Source organism: Microbulbifer variabilis (assembly GCF_052467165.1).
This window is the reverse complement of sequence record NZ_CP174301.1, coordinates 2,914,488-2,932,788: the sequence shown is the minus strand read 5'-3', so window position 1 is coordinate 2,932,788 and position 18,301 is coordinate 2,914,488. Positions and strand designations below refer to the sequence as shown.

The 18,301-nt window shown below is 49.3% G+C and carries 19 protein-coding genes; 15 read left to right on the top strand and 4 right to left on the bottom strand.

Annotated elements, in window-relative coordinates:
- Positions 1 to 81: 81 nt before the first annotated feature.
- Positions 82 to 420, bottom strand: coding sequence for a hypothetical protein (locus tag ACJJIP_RS12945; RefSeq protein ID WP_444945301.1), 339 nt, complete (start codon positions 418 to 420; stop codon positions 82 to 84).
- A 101-nt stretch (positions 421 to 521) separates the two neighbouring features.
- The gene (locus ACJJIP_RS12940; protein WP_444945300.1) at positions 522 to 1,256 is read right to left on the bottom strand and encodes a pseudouridine synthase; all 735 of its coding nucleotides are present in this window, start codon (positions 1,254 to 1,256) and stop codon (positions 522 to 524) included.
- A gap of 397 nt (positions 1,257 to 1,653) precedes the next feature.
- On the opposite strand from ACJJIP_RS12940, the gene ACJJIP_RS12935 reads away from it, so the two are divergent.
- Positions 1,654 to 2,862, top strand: a complete 1,209-nt coding sequence (locus ACJJIP_RS12935; protein WP_444945299.1) for an RtcB family protein — start codon at positions 1,654 to 1,656, stop codon at positions 2,860 to 2,862.
- A 140-nt stretch (positions 2,863 to 3,002) separates the two neighbouring features.
- Positions 3,003 to 3,221, top strand: a complete 219-nt coding sequence (locus ACJJIP_RS12930) for a hypothetical protein (protein WP_444945298.1) — start codon at positions 3,003 to 3,005, stop codon at positions 3,219 to 3,221.
- Between the two features lie 15 nt (positions 3,222 to 3,236).
- Here ACJJIP_RS12930 and ACJJIP_RS12925 read toward each other — a convergent pair whose 3' ends face one another.
- Positions 3,237 to 3,629, bottom strand: coding sequence for a YchJ family protein (locus ACJJIP_RS12925; RefSeq protein ID WP_282951032.1), 393 nt, complete (start codon positions 3,627 to 3,629; stop codon positions 3,237 to 3,239).
- Positions 3,630 to 3,801: 172 nt separating this feature from the next.
- On the opposite strand from ACJJIP_RS12925, the gene ACJJIP_RS12920 reads away from it, so the two are divergent.
- The 6 genes from ACJJIP_RS12920 to ACJJIP_RS12895 all read left to right on the top strand — a co-directional run bounded on the left by ACJJIP_RS12920 (position 3,802) and on the right by ACJJIP_RS12895 (position 12,563).
- Positions 3,802 to 4,329, top strand: a complete 528-nt coding sequence (locus ACJJIP_RS12920; protein WP_020414852.1) for a TetR/AcrR family transcriptional regulator — start codon at positions 3,802 to 3,804, stop codon at positions 4,327 to 4,329.
- A 41-nt stretch (positions 4,330 to 4,370) separates the two neighbouring features.
- Positions 4,371 to 5,435 carry an efflux RND transporter periplasmic adaptor subunit gene (locus ACJJIP_RS12915; protein ID WP_444945297.1) on the top strand — a complete coding sequence of 355 codons (1,065 nt, stop codon included), beginning with the start codon at positions 4,371 to 4,373 and terminating at the stop codon, positions 5,433 to 5,435.
- A gap of 42 nt (positions 5,436 to 5,477) precedes the next feature.
- Positions 5,478 to 8,585, top strand: a complete 3,108-nt coding sequence (locus ACJJIP_RS12910; RefSeq protein ID WP_444945296.1) for an efflux RND transporter permease subunit — start codon at positions 5,478 to 5,480, stop codon at positions 8,583 to 8,585.
- A gap of 243 nt (positions 8,586 to 8,828) precedes the next feature.
- On the top strand, positions 8,829 to 9,380 hold the full coding sequence (locus tag ACJJIP_RS12905) for an HNH endonuclease family protein (RefSeq protein WP_020414855.1): 552 nt from the start codon (positions 8,829 to 8,831) through the stop codon (positions 9,378 to 9,380).
- Positions 9,381 to 9,438: 58 nt separating this feature from the next.
- On the top strand, positions 9,439 to 12,174 hold the full coding sequence (locus ACJJIP_RS12900; RefSeq protein WP_444945295.1) for a DEAD/DEAH box helicase: 2,736 nt from the start codon (positions 9,439 to 9,441) through the stop codon (positions 12,172 to 12,174).
- Between the two features lie 86 nt (positions 12,175 to 12,260).
- The gene (locus tag ACJJIP_RS12895) at positions 12,261 to 12,563 is read left to right on the top strand and encodes a hypothetical protein (RefSeq protein WP_157533678.1); all 303 of its coding nucleotides are present in this window, start codon (positions 12,261 to 12,263) and stop codon (positions 12,561 to 12,563) included.
- 203 nt (positions 12,564 to 12,766) lie between these two features.
- Here ACJJIP_RS12895 and ACJJIP_RS12890 read toward each other — a convergent pair whose 3' ends face one another.
- Positions 12,767 to 13,081, bottom strand: a complete 315-nt coding sequence (locus tag ACJJIP_RS12890; RefSeq protein WP_020414858.1) for a DUF6471 domain-containing protein — start codon at positions 13,079 to 13,081, stop codon at positions 12,767 to 12,769.
- 148 nt (positions 13,082 to 13,229) lie between these two features.
- Between ACJJIP_RS12890 and ACJJIP_RS12885 the strand changes: the two genes are divergently transcribed.
- Genes ACJJIP_RS12885 through ACJJIP_RS12855 form a run of 7 tightly spaced genes read left to right on the top strand, consistent with a single transcriptional unit; the run spans position 13,230 to position 18,275 of the window.
- Complete coding sequence (locus ACJJIP_RS12885) at positions 13,230 to 13,634, top strand: DUF2170 family protein (RefSeq protein WP_020414859.1); 405 nt, start codon at positions 13,230 to 13,232, stop codon at positions 13,632 to 13,634.
- Positions 13,631 to 14,326, top strand: coding sequence for a PspA/IM30 family protein (locus tag ACJJIP_RS12880; RefSeq protein ID WP_020414860.1), 696 nt, complete (start codon positions 13,631 to 13,633; stop codon positions 14,324 to 14,326). The genes ACJJIP_RS12885 and ACJJIP_RS12880 overlap by 4 nt, the downstream gene beginning before the upstream one ends.
- Before the next feature lie 4 nt (positions 14,327 to 14,330).
- Positions 14,331 to 15,404, top strand: coding sequence for a potassium channel family protein (locus tag ACJJIP_RS12875; RefSeq protein WP_020414861.1), 1,074 nt, complete (start codon positions 14,331 to 14,333; stop codon positions 15,402 to 15,404).
- Positions 15,389 to 16,042, top strand: a complete 654-nt coding sequence (locus ACJJIP_RS12870) for a YjfK family protein (RefSeq protein WP_020414862.1) — start codon at positions 15,389 to 15,391, stop codon at positions 16,040 to 16,042. The genes ACJJIP_RS12875 and ACJJIP_RS12870 overlap by 16 nt, the downstream gene beginning before the upstream one ends.
- Positions 16,043 to 16,057: 15 nt before the next feature.
- Entirely contained in the window at positions 16,058 to 16,474 is a 417-nt protein-coding gene (locus tag ACJJIP_RS12865; protein WP_020414863.1) for a DUF350 domain-containing protein, read from the top strand.
- A 12-nt stretch (positions 16,475 to 16,486) separates the two neighbouring features.
- The gene (locus tag ACJJIP_RS12860) at positions 16,487 to 17,104 is read left to right on the top strand and encodes a DUF1190 domain-containing protein (RefSeq protein ID WP_020414864.1); all 618 of its coding nucleotides are present in this window, start codon (positions 16,487 to 16,489) and stop codon (positions 17,102 to 17,104) included.
- 4 nt (positions 17,105 to 17,108) lie between these two features.
- The gene (locus ACJJIP_RS12855; protein ID WP_444945294.1) at positions 17,109 to 18,275 is read left to right on the top strand and encodes a glutathionylspermidine synthase family protein; all 1,167 of its coding nucleotides are present in this window, start codon (positions 17,109 to 17,111) and stop codon (positions 18,273 to 18,275) included.
- Positions 18,276 to 18,301: the final 26 nt, after the last annotated feature.

Genomic DNA, 18,301 nt, shown 5'->3' with positions numbered 1-18,301 from the left:
GTAAGATGTTTAGGGCTCTCAGGTTTTTCTGAAGCCCTTTCTCCATTCCTTATTGCTTTCCCTATATATAATAAAAAACAATTACCGCATACGTAGTCTGACAAATTCAGCTGCACTACCTATGCAGGAATCACTTGTCTGAAAGTCGATGGTACGGTTTGCCGCCTGTGCTGCTAGGGCGATAGAGAGCGCGTGGGAACAGTAAGAATTTTCCGTTGAACAGGCTATGATGGCATTGTACTTGGCGCAGGACGGTTGCTTATTCATTGATTCCATTAAGTGGATATAAACCATATTGCCACTAAGAGCCTCTACCAGGCGAACAGCCTTATCTTCGTCATCCAGTGCAACGGCGCCGGTGGAGATGGCTGATAATACACACAGGCCGGCTAATTTTTTGATTGTGGTTTTGAGTTTCATTTTTTACTCGTTAGTAGTTGGTTTTTCTGTAATTGGTTATTGGAATTTTGCTGGAAAATTGGCATTACGAGCTAATAGAGGGTTCTCGGTTGCCCAAGTCTTTAATTGGTGAGAATCCAGTTTAACTTACCCAGTAGTTCTGAAAATGTCCCTCTAGGTGTCATACTAATCTCAAATACCGTTTCACTTATCGGGTGCATAATTTTAAGTTTGGATGCATGCAGTAACAATCGTGTGCAATCATATTGTCTGGCAAAAAACCGGTTGTGTGAAGACTTCCCATATTTGGGACAACCGATAAGTGGGTGGTGGATATGCTTGAAGTGCCTGCGGATCTGGTGGCGGCGGCCGGTTTTTAGTTGGATTTCAACCAGGGAGTAACGGCTGGTGGGGTATCGATCTACTTCATAGGGTAGCTCAACGGTATCCAGTCGGCGGTATAGGGTGATTGCTGACTTGCGTGGTAGATCAGCTTTGGGGCGCTTGCGTTGATGTTTGAAATCTGCGACAGGTGGTAAAGGGTAGTCGATAACTCCCTGTTCAGGGCAATAGCCCCGGCATACCGCGAGGTATTCTTTGACGGAGTTTTCGCTTTCCAGCTGTTCCTGTAAAAGGGTGGCCATCTCACTACTCTTGCCAAAGATAATAATCCCAGAGGTAGGCTTGTCCAGGCGATGTACAGGGTAAAGGTGGTGACCGCTCAAGTCCCGCAGGTATTGAAGTAAAATACGATTTTCGTTGCGGTCTATTTCTGAGCGGTGCACGAGCCAGCCCTCTGGTTTAAATGCTGCCAGAAGGTGGTCATCCTCAAAAATGATTTCAGGTTCGTTGTTCATCCGCTAATAATATTTACCATATCGCAGGGGCATTGTATGGCGGTATGGCAATCATTGCATCTGGAAATATTTAGCTGCCTTCTTTTAAAGTTGTGGGAAATAATTTTCTAATAAATAATAAAGTTTAAGGTTGACATACCTAAATTAGTGAATAAACTGCAGGGGTAGTTTAGTAACCACCTAGTTAAACGTGGACAGCAACCACGAAGGAGCCATGAAATGCGAAATGTGGATATTAACAACCTGTTTTTTTGATCGCTTTTCATGTGCACTTGCTTGAAAAGTGATTGAGCTTTTCAAGCCGGAATTCTCTAGAGCCCTGGCATTTGCCGGGGCTTTTTTGTTTAGGGCTTTGGAGAGCTTTTAATGATTTATTGGATCAATCCAAGGACTCTATATGCCTGTAAAAATTGTACTTAATAAAAACGCATCTTCAGGTAGTGTGCCGGTAAAAATATTTACCGATAAGGTTGAGCCGGCTGCTTTAGAACAGCTAAAGAATATTGCTCAATTGCCCATTATTCATTCCCATGTGGCGGCATTGCCGGATGTTCACTTGGGGCGAGGGGCGACAGTTGGTTCGGTGATTCCTACGTTTAGTGCAGTCATACCATCCGCAGTAGGTGTGGATATTGGCTGCGGCATGAATGCGGTGCGAACTTCGTTGCATGCCCATCAGTTGCCAGACAGCCTAAAAGCATTGCGGGAGGCCATTGAGGTGAAAGTACCCGTTGGACGGGGTCGTCATAAGATGATTACTGCCAGGGAATCTGCCTGCAAAATTTTAGCTCCCGGTGTAGATAGGTTGTTTGAAAAGCATCCTGGGCTTATGAAGAAGTTGCGTCAGCCCCAGAAAACCTGGGTTACCCAAATGGGGACATTGGGTGGAGGCAATCACTTTATTGAAATTTGTCTGGATGAGAGTAATGCGGTGTGGGTGATGCTACATTCCGGCAGCCGAGGTATTGGTAGTGCAATTGGAGAGCATTTTATTCAATTGGCACGCCGGGATATGGCTGGAAATATGCAAAATATGCCAGATAGGGACCTGGCATATTTTTCTGAGGGAAGTAGCCACTTCAATGATTACATTGAAGCTGTAAATTGGGCACAGGAGTACGCCAGGTTAAACCGGCAGGAAATGATGAAGCTTGTGTTGAATAGCCTGGGGGCTTACGTGCCGAAGTTTACCTTAACGTCAGAGGCTATTAACTGCCACCATAATTACGTAGTGCGCGAGCGCCACTTCGAACGGGATGTCTATGTGACACGTAAGGGGGCGATCAGTGCCCAAAAGGATCAGATGGGGATTATTCCCGGTTCGATGGGGGCGAAATCATTTATTGTTCGTGGGCGTGGGAATCCCGAATCCTTTTGCTCCTGTGCCCATGGTGCTGGCCGTAAAATGAGTCGCACCTCGGCTCGTCAGCGATTTACTCGAGGCGATCTTGAGTCTCAGACGCATGGCGTAGAATGCAGAAAGGATAAAGGTGTGATTGATGAGATACCCGCTGCCTATAAGGATATTGATGAGGTGATGAATAATCAGCTGGATTTGGTTGATGTGGTACATACGCTGCGCCAAGTGATTTGCATAAAAGGGTAGGCTTGACTGGTTCACCCTTTATGAGAACTTTGAAAAATAATGGATTTTAATTTTATGAGTGCTATTGAATTCAATTTGACAATGAATTTACCTGTCGAGTTTCCTCGGCTTTTATCGTTGATTAGGCAAGGCCAAATACTATGAAAAAATACACCCCTAAGAAAGTCGCCAAGCCTCGTAATTACGTGGCTTGTAATCCACTGCTAAAAAAAGGTGGTGCCCACACTAAGGCTAAGTCGGGCGCTCGCTTTAAAAGTAAGCAAAAAATGTTAAAGGAGGCGCGGGAGCGGAGTAGCTCCCGCGATTATTTGAGGCTATTTCACTTCCTTGACGCCTCCCTGCAATTTGCTCCCCTCTAACCCTGGTTTCTCTTTTTACTGATCGGCTTGTGGCCAACTAGGTAGCGGTTCTAGGTAGACCCAGCGTTTTTTATAGAGCTTAAATAGTGATATCTCATGGATCACATGCTCTTGATCATTCTCCGTATACCAGGCTTTAAATTCCACTACAGACTTCTTCAGCCCTGCTTTGCTTTTAATAACTTCGAGGCGTGTCCATTGAGTCTCCAGATCGTCCGCATTGAGACCCGGGTAAGTTTCTGGGTGCCATGTTTTTCGTAGGTATGCCAGGTTTCCCATCGCATAGGCACTGTAGCGACTGCGCATCAGGGATTCCGCCATTTTCGGGTAGGCCTGCCCAGACAGGTAGAGGTTACAGCAGGCTTTGAACTTTTTTCCCGAGCCACAAGGGCAGGGCTGTTCCGTCATAAATTACTCCAGTTTCAAACCGCATAAGAGTCCAGCTGGTCATCATGGGCTTTGTAAACACTTTTTAACCTTGCTTGACGCTGGCAGAGGGTAGCATGGCTTGACGTTTTCCTGGGGGGCGGTAAGATACCGACCAGCCGGTTGGTTTGGTTGAAGATGCCTGGGAGGTCATGTGTCGAGAGTCGACAAAGCTGCCATAGTCCGTGCGGCGGAAGAGGTAGTTCGAGAAAAAGGGGCGCGAAAGCTCACCCTGGACGCAGTTGCTGCCCAGTGTGGTTTGAGTAAGGGTGGGCTTATCCATCACTTTCGTACCAAACAGTCACTGCTGAAGGCGATGCTGGAGGCCGCGATTGCCAGGGAGGATGCCAGTGCAGAGACTTTCGCCGCCGCTGGTGACGATGTGTTGGCGTCACGGCTTAAAGCGATTTTCGAGCTGATGGAAGATGATGAGGGGCTGCCGCGAGCGTTGATTGCGGCAGTCGCAGAAGATCCCGCCCTGCTTGAGCCGGTCAAGTGTAACGTTATCGAAATGCGCGGTGAAATTGACAGCTCATACGGTGACCCTGAACTTGCCCAGTTATTGATTCTTGCTGCCCAAGGTATGTTCCTGGGGCGGGTGCTGGGCGTTATGGAGTCCGAGGACCCAATGTTTTCCCGCCTGCGCGAACGGCTGCTGATGTTGTCGGCAGAGCTTACCTGAATACCTGATCTTCAGTTAAATAATTTATTGGATAGTGAAATATGAAATTGTCGGTAAATTCTCGTATCTCCCTTGCCTTGGTGGTAGCGACAGCGGCGATTCTTGCGGGGTGTTCTGGTTCTGAAGCGGATGAACAGCAGGTTGAGCGCTTGTGGCCGGTAAAAGTGGCTACGGTCACCAATGTGGCGGAAGTGGCGGATCGCCAGTTTGCCGGTCGTGTAAAGGCGGTCCAGAGTGTGGATCTCTCCTTCCAGGTTGGTGGCAAGTTAGACAAGTTGAGTATCAGGGAAGGGGAAATTATTCCTAAGGGAACCCTGATTGCCGAGTTGGATGATCGGGATTATCGCCGTCGAGTGAAGGAAGCCAAAGTAAACGTGGAGTTGCTGGAAAAAACCTTGAAGCGGCAGCGCTCCCTGGCGGGATCGAAGGTCATTTCTCAGCAGCAACTGGATGAAACAGAAAGTAACTTTGATCTGGCAAAAGTAACATTGGAAAAGGCAGAACAGGATTTGGCCTATACCCAGTTGCGAGTGCCTTTTGATGCATTGGCAACTCGACAGTTGGTAGAGAATTACACCAATGTGCAGCCGGGCCAGGCAATTGTTCGGTTGCAAAACATCTCTGAGGTGCGTATTCAGATTTCTGTGCCGGAAAAATTGTTGGCTACAGGAAATGAAGATCAAATCAGCTCTATCACAGCGGAGTTCGAGTTCCTACCCGGTCAAAAGTTTGAACTCAAATACCGTGAGCACCAGGCTGAAGCCGATAGTGTAACCCAGACTTATGTGGTTGAGCTGGGTATGCCCCGCCCCGAAAATGTACAAATTCTTCCAGGCATGACAGCTCGTGTGAACGTAAAGCTGAAAGAAGCTACCGGGGATTTCTGGATTCCATTGGCAGCAGTACAGACTGGTGCTGAAGGTAATCCATATGTGTGGCAGATTAACGAAGATCAATCAGTATCCAGGGTACAGGTGGCGCTTGGCCAGACCAATGGAGAAGCGGTTCAGATTACGGATGGTCTCACCCCTGCGATGAAGCTGGTGGCTGCGGGAGGTCAACATCTTTATGACGGTGCAAAAGTACGCAACTATGCACAACGTTAATTTTCAAATGACCTCAGGCCCTGGCAAGAGTGGGGAAGTATCGTGAAGATTTCTGATGTATTTATTCAGCGTCCAGTGTACAGCTGGTTATTGATGCTGATCTGTCTTGTAGGTGGGATCTGGGCATTGTCGGATATTGGCCGACTAGAAGACCCAGCATTTACCATTAAAGAAGCGCGGGTATTTACTCTCTATCCGGGCGCAAGCGCGCAGCGGGTAGAAGAGGAGGTAACGGAAAAATTAGAGGTTGCGATCCAACAGATGGGACAGCTGGACAAAGTGACCTCAACTTCCAGTCCGGGCATGTCGGAAATTCGCGTCCAGATAAAGGATCAATACGCTTCGGAAGAGCTGGCGCAAGTCTGGGATGAACTGCGTCGCAAGGTTAACGATGCCCAGCGTGAGTTGCCCAGTGGCGCCATGCAGTCCGTGGTTAATGATGACTTCGGCGAGGTTTATGGTATTTACTATGCGGTAACCGGTGATGGTTTTTCGCTGACAGAAATGCGCGAAATTACTAAAGCAATTCGTCGCGAGCTACTGAGTGTTGAGGGGGTAGCGAAGGTTTCCCGCTCCGGCATTATCGATGAAGTGGCCTATTTGGATATAGACGAATCGCGCCTTGCTCAGTTCGGCTTCTCGCTTGATGACCTGGCCCAAGTACTGCAGGTGGAAAGTTCCACCCAGCGTGTAGGTGAAATAGAAGGTCAGGACCTCCGAACTCGTATCGTGGTCGACAATCCAGCCAGTGATCTTGAATCCGTTCAGAATATTCTCGTGGGTGTACCGGGCTCTACTGCGATGTTGGCAGTACGGGATATTGCGGATGTATCCCTCGGTTATGACGAGAACCCGAACTTTATTGCACGATTTAATGGTAAGCCGGCCATTTTGATTGGTGTGGCCGGAGCTGAAAATACAAATATCGTAAACGTGGGAACGGCAGTGGAAGCCAAGCTCAATGAGCTTAAGCTGGGTTTGCCTCTCGGGGTAGAAATCCAGCCGGTTTATGAGCAGCACAAAGTGGTTGAGGAGAGTGTCGACGGTTTTCTTTTTAACCTGATCTCCTCGGTAGTGATTGTTACTCTGGTCCTATGCCTATTTATGGGTTGGCGCTCAGGTGTAGTAGTTGGTGTGGTACTGGGGCTGACCGTGCTCGGTACTGTACTGATTATGAACCTGTTTGGTTTGAACCTTCAGCGAATTTCCCTGGGTGCCCTGATTATCGCCATGGGTATGTTGGTAGATAATGCTATTGTAGTTGCTGAAGGCATGCTGATGGGGGTGCAGAAAAAAGAAGCACCACAGAATGCTGCTCGCCGTGTAGTTCGCCAAACTTTCTGGCCACTTTTAGGCGCCACCATTATTGGGATCATGGCTTTCTCCGGTATTGGCCTTTCCGATGATGCCACCGGTGAATTCCTCTTCTCGCTGTTCGCTGTGATTGGTATCTCACTATTGTTGAGTTGGATTTTGGCAATCACTATTACTCCTTACCTTGGCTACCACTTGTTCAAGCCGGGTAAGAATGCTGATAGTGAAGACCCTTACAGTGGCCGTTTTTACCGTATGTATGCGGGAGTCCTATCCGGTGCCCTGAATCGCCGGGGGGGCACTATCGCTTTGCTGGTTGTCGTGACCATGGTCAGTTATTTTGGCTTTGGTTTTGTCAAGCAGGGTTTCTTCCCTAACTCCAATGCTCCGCTTTTCTACGTGAATTATCTCCTGCCCCAGGGCAGTGATATTAATCGCACAGAAAATGCGCTGCAAAAAGCTACAGACTATTTATTGGTGCAGGAAGAAGTAGTTTCGGTGACTGCGGTTGCCGGTAGCGGTGCGGACCGCTTTATGCTGACCTATGCCCCAGAGCCACCTAATTCTGCCTATGGCCAGCTGATTGTGCGCACAGAGGATCGCGAGCAAATTGCTGGCCTGATAGACCGGGCTAAAGCAGAGTTGCGGGATTCCCAGCCGGAAGCGCTTATCACCTTTAAACGCCTGGTATTTGGTCCGGGTGGTGGTGCCGATGTGGAAGTGCGTATTTCCGGCCACGATTTCAACACCCTGCGTGCGCTCGCCGAAAATACTGAGCAGCTTTTCCGGGAAAATGGTCTGAAGGATATCCGCCATAACTGGCGTGGCCGAGAGCCCACGATTCGTGCCCATCTCGATAATGAACGGGCTCGTGTCGCTGGTGTCACGAATACGGATATCAGCCGAACTATCCAGTTTGCGACTGCCGGTTATCGTGTAGGGGATTTTGAAAGTGGCGACCGTATTATCCCGATTGTCGCGCGCATGCCTGAAGGTGATCGCAATCAGGTTGGCTCCCTGCAGGATCGCTTGGTGTGGAGTCCGAATGAGCAGGGCTATATTCCAGCGGGGCAATTGGTCAAAGACTTTGCGACTACCGCTGAGGAAGGTCTGATCCAGCGTCGCGACCGGGTCCCGACAATAACGATCAGTGCCGAGGCCCCGGAGGGAGTCACCGCTATGGCCGCCTTTAATCGTATTCGCGCAGGGGTTGAGGGTATGCCTTTGCCCCCGGGTTACCATACAGAGTTCGGCGGTGAATATGAGAGCTCTACGGATGCACAGAAGTCATTGGGTAAAGGGTTGCCGCTGGGATTCCTGATTATGATCCTGGTATCGATCCTGCTGTTTGGCACCGTACGCGAGCCGCTGATTATCTGGTTGGTGGTGCCCATGTCTCTGGTGGGTGTGGTGGTAGGCCTGCTGCTGACAGGCTTGCCGTTTGGCTTTATGTCACTTCTCGGCGTATTGAGCCTATCTGGTATGTTGATTAAAAATGCGGTGGTATTGGTGGATGAAATTGAGGTGCAGACTGAAGCTGGCCTGCCACGGTTGACGGCAATTCAACGCGCCAGTGTTAGTCGTTTGCGCCCGGTATTTCTGGCTGCAGTGACAACTATTTTGGGTATGTCCCCGTTATTATTTGATGCATTCTTTGCCGATATGGCAGTGACCATTATGGGCGGACTGGGCTTTGCAACGGTACTAACCCTGATTGCTGTGCCGGTGTTTTATGCGGTCTTCCATAAGGTGAAGCCCACTGAGGTGCTGGGTTCAGAAGAAGGCTCGAAAAAGAAACTGGAGTCGCAGCCCAGTTCGGAGCCAGTATCTGCCTAATCAGGTAAAAGCTGGGTAAAGCTGGCTCAATTGAATAGACAAAATTGGGGCGCAGAAAGGATAACTTTTTGCGCCTTTTTTGTTTTCGAAAAACTCCTTTCTGATTTCACTGGCAACTTCCCTGTGCTTTTGTCGTGAAATCTTATTTGAAGGGGGATCTGCGAACCAAAATTTGACAGAGGTAATATTCAAAAGCAGGGTTTTCAAGTAGGCTAGTAGCTGGATTTGATTGGTAGTAGTTGTATGAGTGTTCGATCAATTTCAAAACAGTTTACAGTGATCTGTTTCTTGTTTTTCAGTGTTACCGCACTTGCTGCACCCTACGAGCGGGCCGAATGGCTGCCACGTTGGTCAGACTTCGATAGTGACTGCCAGGATACCCGCCATGAGCTGTTAATCCGCTTTTCCCTATCCCCGGTTACCTATACCCGCAGTAACGGTTGTAAGGTGGATACCGGTTTATGGTTGGATCCCTATACCGGCAATTTTTACAGCAAGGCATCAGACCTGGATGTGGAGCATATAGTACCGTTGAAGTGGGCACATGATCACGGCGGGGCAGCTTGGAGCCGCGAGAAGAAAAGAAGATTTGCCGAAGATATTGAGAATCTGTGGTTAGTGGATGATGGGCGCAACCAGAGTAAGGGGCACAAAGGGCCCGATGAGTGGATGCCCCCTTACGAGCCTGTTGGCAAAATTTATGTTCAGCGCTTTATTTCCATTGTAGAAAAGTATGGATTGCGCTTGAGTATTGCTGAATCCAAACAGCTCCGTGCACTGGCAGGTGATAGCTAGGGCAAAAGAGATATTTTGCCTGTCATAGCGGCGGGATTTCGTATAGCATTTTCGCTTTATGGGTAATACGGCGAATATGCAGGGAAGACAACGATTACTAATTGAGTATTTTCGCCGCTGTTATCAGGCCGATAGCCACGATCTGTCGCTTTCAAATATTGCTCGACTGGCCGAAAACCGCTGTTCGTTCATTGCTGAACAGGATTACCTGAGTAGCGGTGAGTTATACAGGATTCCGTTACTGGATGCCTCTGCCACAAAGCTGATAGAGCTGACAGATGCTTACAGAAAAGAACGCCAGCTAATCTACGCTAGTTTTTTTATTTGTGGCCAGCTTTTCAGTCAAAGCGGTGTAACAAACCAACGTAAGCTTTTTGCACCTCTTTTATATTTTCCCGCCCGGATTTATCGTGAAGATAATAGTTTCGTTGAGATCAATACCACCGATCTGCGAATTAATTTTCCTGTGCTTCGGCTAACTCTTAAGCCTGATATTGACCCTGAGGTAATGGGTTCTTTTCCACAGCTTCAGTTTCCTTTGGATTCCTCTCAATTGGCTGATGTAGGGCGCTGGTTGCATGAACACAGCTTGCTCGGTGGTCTGGAGGAATTGGGTCGCTGGCCGAGTCTTCAGTCAGGAGCCCTGATTAGGGAAAAGACTAATGCCTCACAGCCAGAGCTAATCAGTGCCGCTGCAATAATCCTGGCTGATCGATCCAGAGGTTCACGTGGTGTTTTGCACGAGTTAGGGCAGCTGGCTTGTGAGCAAAATCTCCAGGTGCCGCTGCATTTAGTTTTGGGTGGGGAATCTGACAGCTTTATTGCAAGCTGCAGCGAACCCGAGATGTTACCTGGGCTATTGAGCCAGGCTCAGGAGCGAGCATTACGCAATGCGGCTCATTTCCCTCTTAGCCTTGTCTCTGGCCCACCGGGTACGGGAAAGAGCTTTACCATTGCAGCTATGGCTATAGACCAGATGTTGCATGGCGACGCTGTTTTGGTTGTGTCCAAAACACCAGAAGCCATTGATGTGGTAAGAAACAAATTACGTGAGAGCTATGGGCTCACTGAAGGCTACGTACATGCGGGGGAGCAGGGATTTACCCGCAGTTTGAAAGCGCACCTGGATACTCTGCTCAAGGAGGGTGTTGAGCCACCAAAAGAGAGTGCGGCCAAGTTGAGGCGCAGTTTGAAGGAGATTCGAAGATCACTTTGGAAAGCTGAGCGCCGTTTTTCGCGATCGCTACGGATAGCAAAATTTTTGGGGCCTGCAGGTATGGGGGCTTGGCTGGCTCGCCTGGGTGAGTCGCTACTCCGGCGGCGGCTCAATATGGACGGACTGTGGGGATTACAAGAAGCTATCGGTCAACTGCGCCAGCGTTTTGAGCAGCAGGCTGCCAGCTATATTAATGCCTGTCGCAGGGAGAAACTTGTCCGGCTATTAAACAAAGAGAGAAGTAGCCTAGTTAAATTCCATCAGGCTCTGAGGGCAAGGACCTCTAAAACCCAGGCGGAACGATTTGCCAAGACTAACATGAATTTGGTCTTGCAAGCCTATCCTATTTGGCTGGCAAGCCTGGATGAACTCAACGAGATTTTGCCATTAATGCGCGGCATGTTCGATCTGGTAATTTTCGATGAGTCCACCCAGTGTGATATTTCAAGTGCGTTACCTGCATTGTACCGAGCCAAACGTGCGGTCGTGGTTGGTGATGGCAAACAGCTGCGACATATTTCCTTCCTCCCGGTAAAGCAACAGCAGCGTCTATGGGGGGAAGTCGTTCAGTGCGGAGAACTACCTGCATCTTACAGTTATCGGGATCAATCTCTTCTTGATCTGGTATCGGACAATCTGGCTAGCCAGGATGCGGTAACCCTGCTTGATGAGCATTATCGTAGCCAGCCAGAGCTGATAGCTTTCAGTAATCACGCTTTTTACGATGATCGACTCAAAATAATGCAGGCCCGCCCTGGGAGTACCCAGGAGCTGGCCCTCTCCTTCCACCCATTAGAGGGAAGGCGAGCCAAGACTGGTAGAAATAGGGTGGAAAAAGACTGGGTTATTGCTCAATTGCGTAATTATTTTGATCGCTATGATGACAATGCTTTGAAGCCTTCTATTGGTGTGTTGTCCCCATACAGGGAGCAGGTCGATTATTTGGACAAGGAAATTTCCAAGGCTTTTTCCGCAGCAAAACTGCGAAGTTTTTCGGTACGGGTTGCTACGCCCTATGGTTTTCAGGGGGAGGAGCGCGATATAATGCTTCTTTCCCTTAGTCTTGATGACCAATCCCTGCGGGCGGCTGCTTATCTCAATCGTGCCGATATGTTTAATGTGGCCGTTACAAGGGCCAAGGAGGAACAGCGGGTAGCATACTCCATTAACCCTGAGCTGTTGCCTCCCGGGCATCTACTGCGTCGCTATTTATCCTTTGTACCAGCTAATCTGACGGTGATGCCAAGTTGGGAGTTTTCCTGTGATTTTGCCAGGGAGGTAAGCGCGGAGCTTGATGCGGAGGGTATCGCTCACTGGATTAACTTTCCTATTGCGGGTCAGCGAGTCGATGTGGTGTGTGAGTACCAGGGAGTGATCCTGGGGGTGGATCTTATTGGCTATCCGGGAGAACACCAGCAGCATTTCACCACCCAGGTTTACAAGATACTGCACCGGGCGGGAATTCGGGTTTTGCCTCTGCCTTACTTTAATTGGGTTGAGAACAAGCGGGCTTGTATCGAGCGTCTAATTGTAGAGCTTCGCGGAGCGTTGGTGGAGAGAGGCCAGCAGCTGGCTTAGGCAATTAACCTGATTATGAAATGAAAGTTGCGCCGGGGCTGCTAGGCTTTAAGAAAGTCCAGTTTAAAGCCTCAATGAGTGCGCCTATGAAATTGTGGTTGTTGATTCCCTGCCTCTGGGTTTCTAGTGTGGCGGCTGTCGATATTATTGTTGTGGATGCGCAACAGCAGCAGGGTGTGCGAAGCCCAACCCTAAGTTTTTGCCAAGCGCGATTCTATGAAGAGGACAAGGGCAGGCTTTACTGTAACTGGGCAGTCAACTTTCGCTATGCCTGCTTTGTCTGGTGGCCGACCAATAAGATAATTCCGGCTGGAGCGAAGCTGGCTGAGCCAGTGGTTGTTGGCAAATGCGGTAATGGTGAGCCGGTATACAAGCTTCACCACTACTAGCAGAGTATTATTAACAGAGTGGTAATGGGCTCTAAAAGGGCGGTGCTGCACCCGAGCAAGTCTATTGAAATCAACCAGTTTTACCCAAAAATCTCTTGAGTTTTCATTCGGTGATCTGTCCCCTCGTTTCCCTGCTTAACCGGTCTGCCACTCAGGCTGAGGCAAGTGTGACCCAGTGTGCTGGCACCGGAATGAGGGAAGTGTTAGCTTTTGTCCTGCTCGGTATAGAGTCCTCGATCTTGCATTTCCCGCGCCTGTTTGAGGATTTCAGGCATGGCGCTGTCTTCAACAGATAAAGAATCAATGATGGCCGCCAGCAGATCAGCTGAAAACATGCATTTGCTCACTTTGCTACGCAAATTCTCAGTGGTCATTGAAATCCCTCTATCGGCCAGGGCCTGGGCCAGATCCCCGTAACGCATACCCTTCAAAGCCATAGAGGCGCGCACATAGCGGGCAATGGCCTGTTTGTAAGGAGCCAATGCTTGCTGATTGCCGAGGCTTTGCTTGTGGTCCATGGGCTCTACTCCGTTACAGTTGATATCACTATTGTGGTAAATACTATCCTTATGTGTATTATTTGCAACATAAGTTTGAAATAAGTTATTGACCGTCGTTTTTTTGATGCTATATTTGTGACCAATATTCCACAGCGAGGGAGTTGAGATGACCTGGAATCATGAAAACCTGCGCCAGTTGGCGGAAAACCACACTGGGTGGGTAGTCGAGTCTGAGGGTGACTGCCTCAGCATTTCTAACGATGAAGGTGTCGATGCGTTTGTCTACGTCGGGGAAAAGCAGATTGTTGTAGAGAGCATCCTGTTTCCAGTGAGCCAGGTTGATGATGTGGCTGCACTGAATGAGATGATTCTCCAGACACATCAGTTGGTTCCTTTGACGGCGATAGCCATCAAAAATATTGGCGGCCAGAGCTATTACGTTGCATTTGGTGCGCTGTCTGTGTCCAGCAAGGACGAAGTAGTTATCGAGGAAGTTGAAACCCTGTTTTCCAATGTGGGGGATTTCCTGGATTTGTATGCAGATCATTTTGAAATGGAGGGTGTAGCATGAGCCTGAGAAAAATCTGGACTGCCTTGAAAGGTGCGGTAAACGAGGGTACTGAAGCAGTTGCGGACAGCCAGTCTATCCGCATTCTCGACCAGGAATTGCGCGAGGCTAAGGCTGAATTGAAAGCTTGTGATGAGAACCTGACTAAGATCATGGCCAAGCGCAAGCTGGCCGAGAGCAAAGTGGAATCCTTACAGGCCGATATTGAGACTTACAGTACTCATGCTATCAGTGCCAGTGAGAAGGGCGATGACAGCCTGGCCCTGGAGTGTGCTGAGCGCGTTACTGAGCTTGAGGCCCAGTTGGAAACTGAGCAGAGCCTGCTGGAAGGCTTCCTGAACTCCGAGCGCTCACTGAAAGGCAATATTTCCAAAGCCAAGACCAATGTGCGCCGTATGGAACAGCAGATAGATCAGATCAAAGCGACTGAGTCCGTGCAAAAAGCCCAGGTTGCTGTTTCCTCCCGTCACATGGGTGCTAACAGCAAGATCAAGACAGCCCTGGACAGCCTGGACCGGATTAAGAGCAAGCAGCAGGAGCGTGCAGCTGAATTGGAAGCGGCGGAAGAGCTGGCCACGGAGGAGAGCGGATCTAGCCTTGATGCCAAGCTGAAGGCGGCAGGCATCAAGCCCGGGGGCCAGGTCAGTGGTAGTGATAAACTGGCACAATTGCTGGCGAGCCGCGAAAAGGCCTGATCCAGTGCTGCTATTTAAAGTGCGACGCCTTCTGGCGTCGCTTTTTGTTAAGGCAAATATAACAACCATTCTCGTTGCCGTTCTGGGCTATGTGGTCGGCAGCTATCTGCTGCTGAGTGCTGCGGGAGAAAGCGAGATAATCGCTCCCGAAAACTTTATTTACTGGCTGGTGGTTACCGCATCGACGGTCGGCTATGGCGATTTCTCACCAGCTTCACCTGCAGGAAAAATCGTGGTGGCGGGCTGGGTGATACCGCTTGGACTGAGCCTGTTTGCGATGGTAGTTACCCGGGTAGGTTTTGCGGTTTCTGAGTTTGTGCATAGAGGAAAGAGAGGCTTGCGTATGACAAGTAATGTCAATCACACGGTCATTATCGGCTGGAACGGAACCCGAACTCTGCGCCTGATTGAACTTCTGCTCTCCAAGACCAATGGCACAACGTCTGAAATAGTGCTCTGTGTAGAGGCTGATATTGAAAACCCGATGCCTGGCAAAATTGATTTTGTGCGGGTTGAATCTTTCTCCCATATCGAGAGTATGCAGCGCGCCGGACTGGCAGAAGCCGCGAGAATTATTATCGACAACCCGTTAGATGATGTAACACTCACTACGGCTTTGTTCTGTGATAAGCACAGCCCTAATAGCCATAAAACTGCCTATTTCCAAGACGAAAATGTGGGTGAGTTGCTGCGTGCGCACTGCCCGAATATCGAATGTATTCCCTCTGTAGCGGTAGAGCTTTTAGCCAAGTCTTCGCTGGACCCCGGTTCGGCACGTTTGCACCGCCAGCTTCTGGATAGTACTTATGGAATGACACAGTACAGTGTAGAGTATCGAGGGGAGCGGCCACTGCCGTTTGGTCCCCTGTTTGATCATTTCAAACAGGATTTGTCCGCAACACTGATCGCTGTCCGCCGCAAGGATGTAATAAAAATCGATGTGAATCCCGCGCTGACAGACCAGGTTAGTAACGGGGATATGCTGTACTACATCTCGGCCAAGCGGTTAGATGAAAAGCGCTGCTTCGATATAAAAATGAATGAAGGGGAAGGTGTTGGTACATGTTTACCAAACTGATTAAAAAATTTAAGGGGAAGGAAGCTCCGGTAGTAAAAACGCCGGAGATTATGGGTTTGCGCCTGGGAGCCAGTTTTGAGTTGGACCCACTGGCAATTCGTCTGATCTTGGATGAACTCACCATTGAGTCCTGTTCCCCCACACAAATTATCAAAGCAGCTGGTGTGGTGGAGTTGGACGGTACATGGGTTTATCGCTTCTATACCGACGATGATGCTTGGTTGCAGGTAGTAGCTGAAGGTGGCCAGAGTGATGAGCATGTCGTGGATGTAAAGCTGTTTCACTTTTACGATACCCAGGATGTTTCTAGCCAGCAGGTTTGGGATACTCTGTTAAAAGAAAAGATAGGCGCTGCCAACTACCAGCTGGATGATCGTTCCTATAGCAGGGTATGGACCTCCACTGGTGATTACCACAATCCGGTGCACATGGCTGAAAAGACCTATGAAGAGGGCGGAGACTTCTCGCAAACGGATCAATTTACCATGCTGTTCGAACGCGAACTGTCTGATCAGCGCACTGAATCTCTGTTTCTCTCCGCTGAAGAAAAAGAAGAGAATGCTGGCTATTTAAGTCGTAGCCTAGTTATCAGTACCGGTATTACACTGACCCCCTCACAGCTGACTATTCACGGATAATAAGGAGAAGTATCAATGGACCAGCCTTATGATTTACTGACTGGTATCGTTCATTTTGCGGCTTATTTTGGCCTGTCACTGGTATTTTTAATTGCGTTTAAATTCCTCTACGCACTGGTGACCCCCCACGATGAGTGGAAGTTGATTCGAGAGGATAAGAATGCAGCGGCTGCTATTGGTTTTGGTGGTGCGGTGCTCGGCTTCGCCATTGCTGTGGGTGGTGCTGCCAGCAATTCGGTGTCCATTACCGACTTCGCTACTTGGGCGGTGGTTGCGTTAATTGCTCAGTTGATTGCGTTTGCCATTATCCGTTTCGGGTTTATGCCTCGTATTGTTGAGCGTATTGAAGACGGGGAGTTGTCTGCTGGGATTATGCTGGCAGCCACAACAATTTCTGTCGGTGTCCTTAATGCTGCCTGTATGAGCTACTAAGCGGGAGTGAGGATGAAACGTACCAAAACTATCAATCTCGCGCGGATGCGCAAAGGTCGGGGAGCAAGCTTTGTTCTGCGCCCTTTGGCAATCGGTGTGGCAGCAGCCCTTGTCGGCTGCTCCTCTGATGAAGAGGTTAAAGTAGTTTCCTCAGTTGAGGACTGCGTAAATAATACCCAATTGGATGAGGCCCAGTGTGAGGCTGCCTACCAGCGCGCGCTGGAAGAGGCTGAGCGCACTGGCCCCAAGTATGCCAATCTTTCCCAGTGCGAAACGGAGTTTGGAAGTTGCCGCGAGACTAGCAGTGGTTTCTGGATGCCCCTGATGACCGGGTTTATGGTTGCTTCACTATTGGATAATGATAGGCGCCATTACTCCTCCGGTTACTATAACCCCGTCTATCGTTATTCTGCCTCTGGTTCCCGTTATTACGATCGTTTGATGACAGCGGATGGGCAGGTGATCGGTCGATACGGCAAGTCGTCCTATACGGTTGACAAGAGTGCGATGGACCCGAAACCCAAGGTAACAAAGACGGTCTCTCGCGGCGGCTTTGGGTCTGTGGCTTCAGCTAAGTCCAGCTGGGGTGGTGGTCGCTCCAGTAGTGGTTCACGGGGCTGGGGAGGCTGATTTTGTGCTGAGGTTGCCGATTGGCGAACGCCCGCGCTGGCAGGAGCGGGCTCAGGAGTTTGGGTTTCACTTCCACACAATGTATGGCGAACCCTACTGGGATGAGAGCGCCTACTATCAGTTCTCCCTGGAGCAGGTAGAAAAACATATAGAAGAGCCTACCGAAGAAATCCATCAGATGTGCCTGGATGTGGTGGCGAAGGTGCTGGAGGATGAGGAGCTGCTACGACGTTTTTGTATCCCTGAGCAACATTGGGATTTTGTACGCAACTCCTGGAAGAACGGCGACCCCAGTCTTTATTCCCGTCTTGATTTTGCCTATTGCGGGCAGGGGCCCGCAAAGCTCTACGAAAATAATGCGGATACGCCTACCAGTCTTTACGAGACTGGTTTTTGGCAATGGTTATGGTTGCAGGATAATGTGGACCGGCGGGCCCTGCCGCTGCAGTCGGATCAGTTCAATAGCTTACAGGAAAAGCTGGTTAATCGTTTCCTGGATTTACAGTTTCTCACTCCTGGTCGCGAACTACACTTTGCCTGTTGCAAAGATACTGAAGAGGATCGCGGTACTGTCCAATACCTGCAGGACTGTGCCAGTGAGGCCGGCATTACCAGCCATTTTGTCTTTATGGAAGATATCGGTTGTGATACGGATGGTTTTTTTACAGATATGCAAGACCAGGTGATTACCTGGATGTTCAAACTGTACCCCTGGGAGTTTATGTTCCGAGAGGAGTTTGGCTCTTTGCTGGGGACTAATAATGTGCGCTGGCTGGAACCGCCATGGAAAGCGATTTTATCCAATAAAGCACTGCTGCCGATGTTGTGGAAGTTATTTCCGGGGCACCCAAACCTGCTACCATCTTTTTTTGAGGATGAGCTGCACAAGGCTGCTGAATTTACTGAGCTGGTAAAGAAACCGATTTTTTCCCGGGAAGGAGCTAATATTTCCATTGTGCGTGGAGGTGATGTGCAATCCCTTTCCGGTGGCCCTTACGGTGAAGAGGGATTTGTATTTCAGGCTATGCATCCACTGCCAAAGTTTGGAAAAAACTATACGCTGATAGGTAGTTGGTTGGTGGATGATATGGCGGCTGGAATGTCTATTCGTGAAGATGGAAATATTGTGACTCAGGATATGAGTCGTTACTTGCCGCATATTGTTCTCTAGACCGGTAGTACTGCAGCACCCACTAC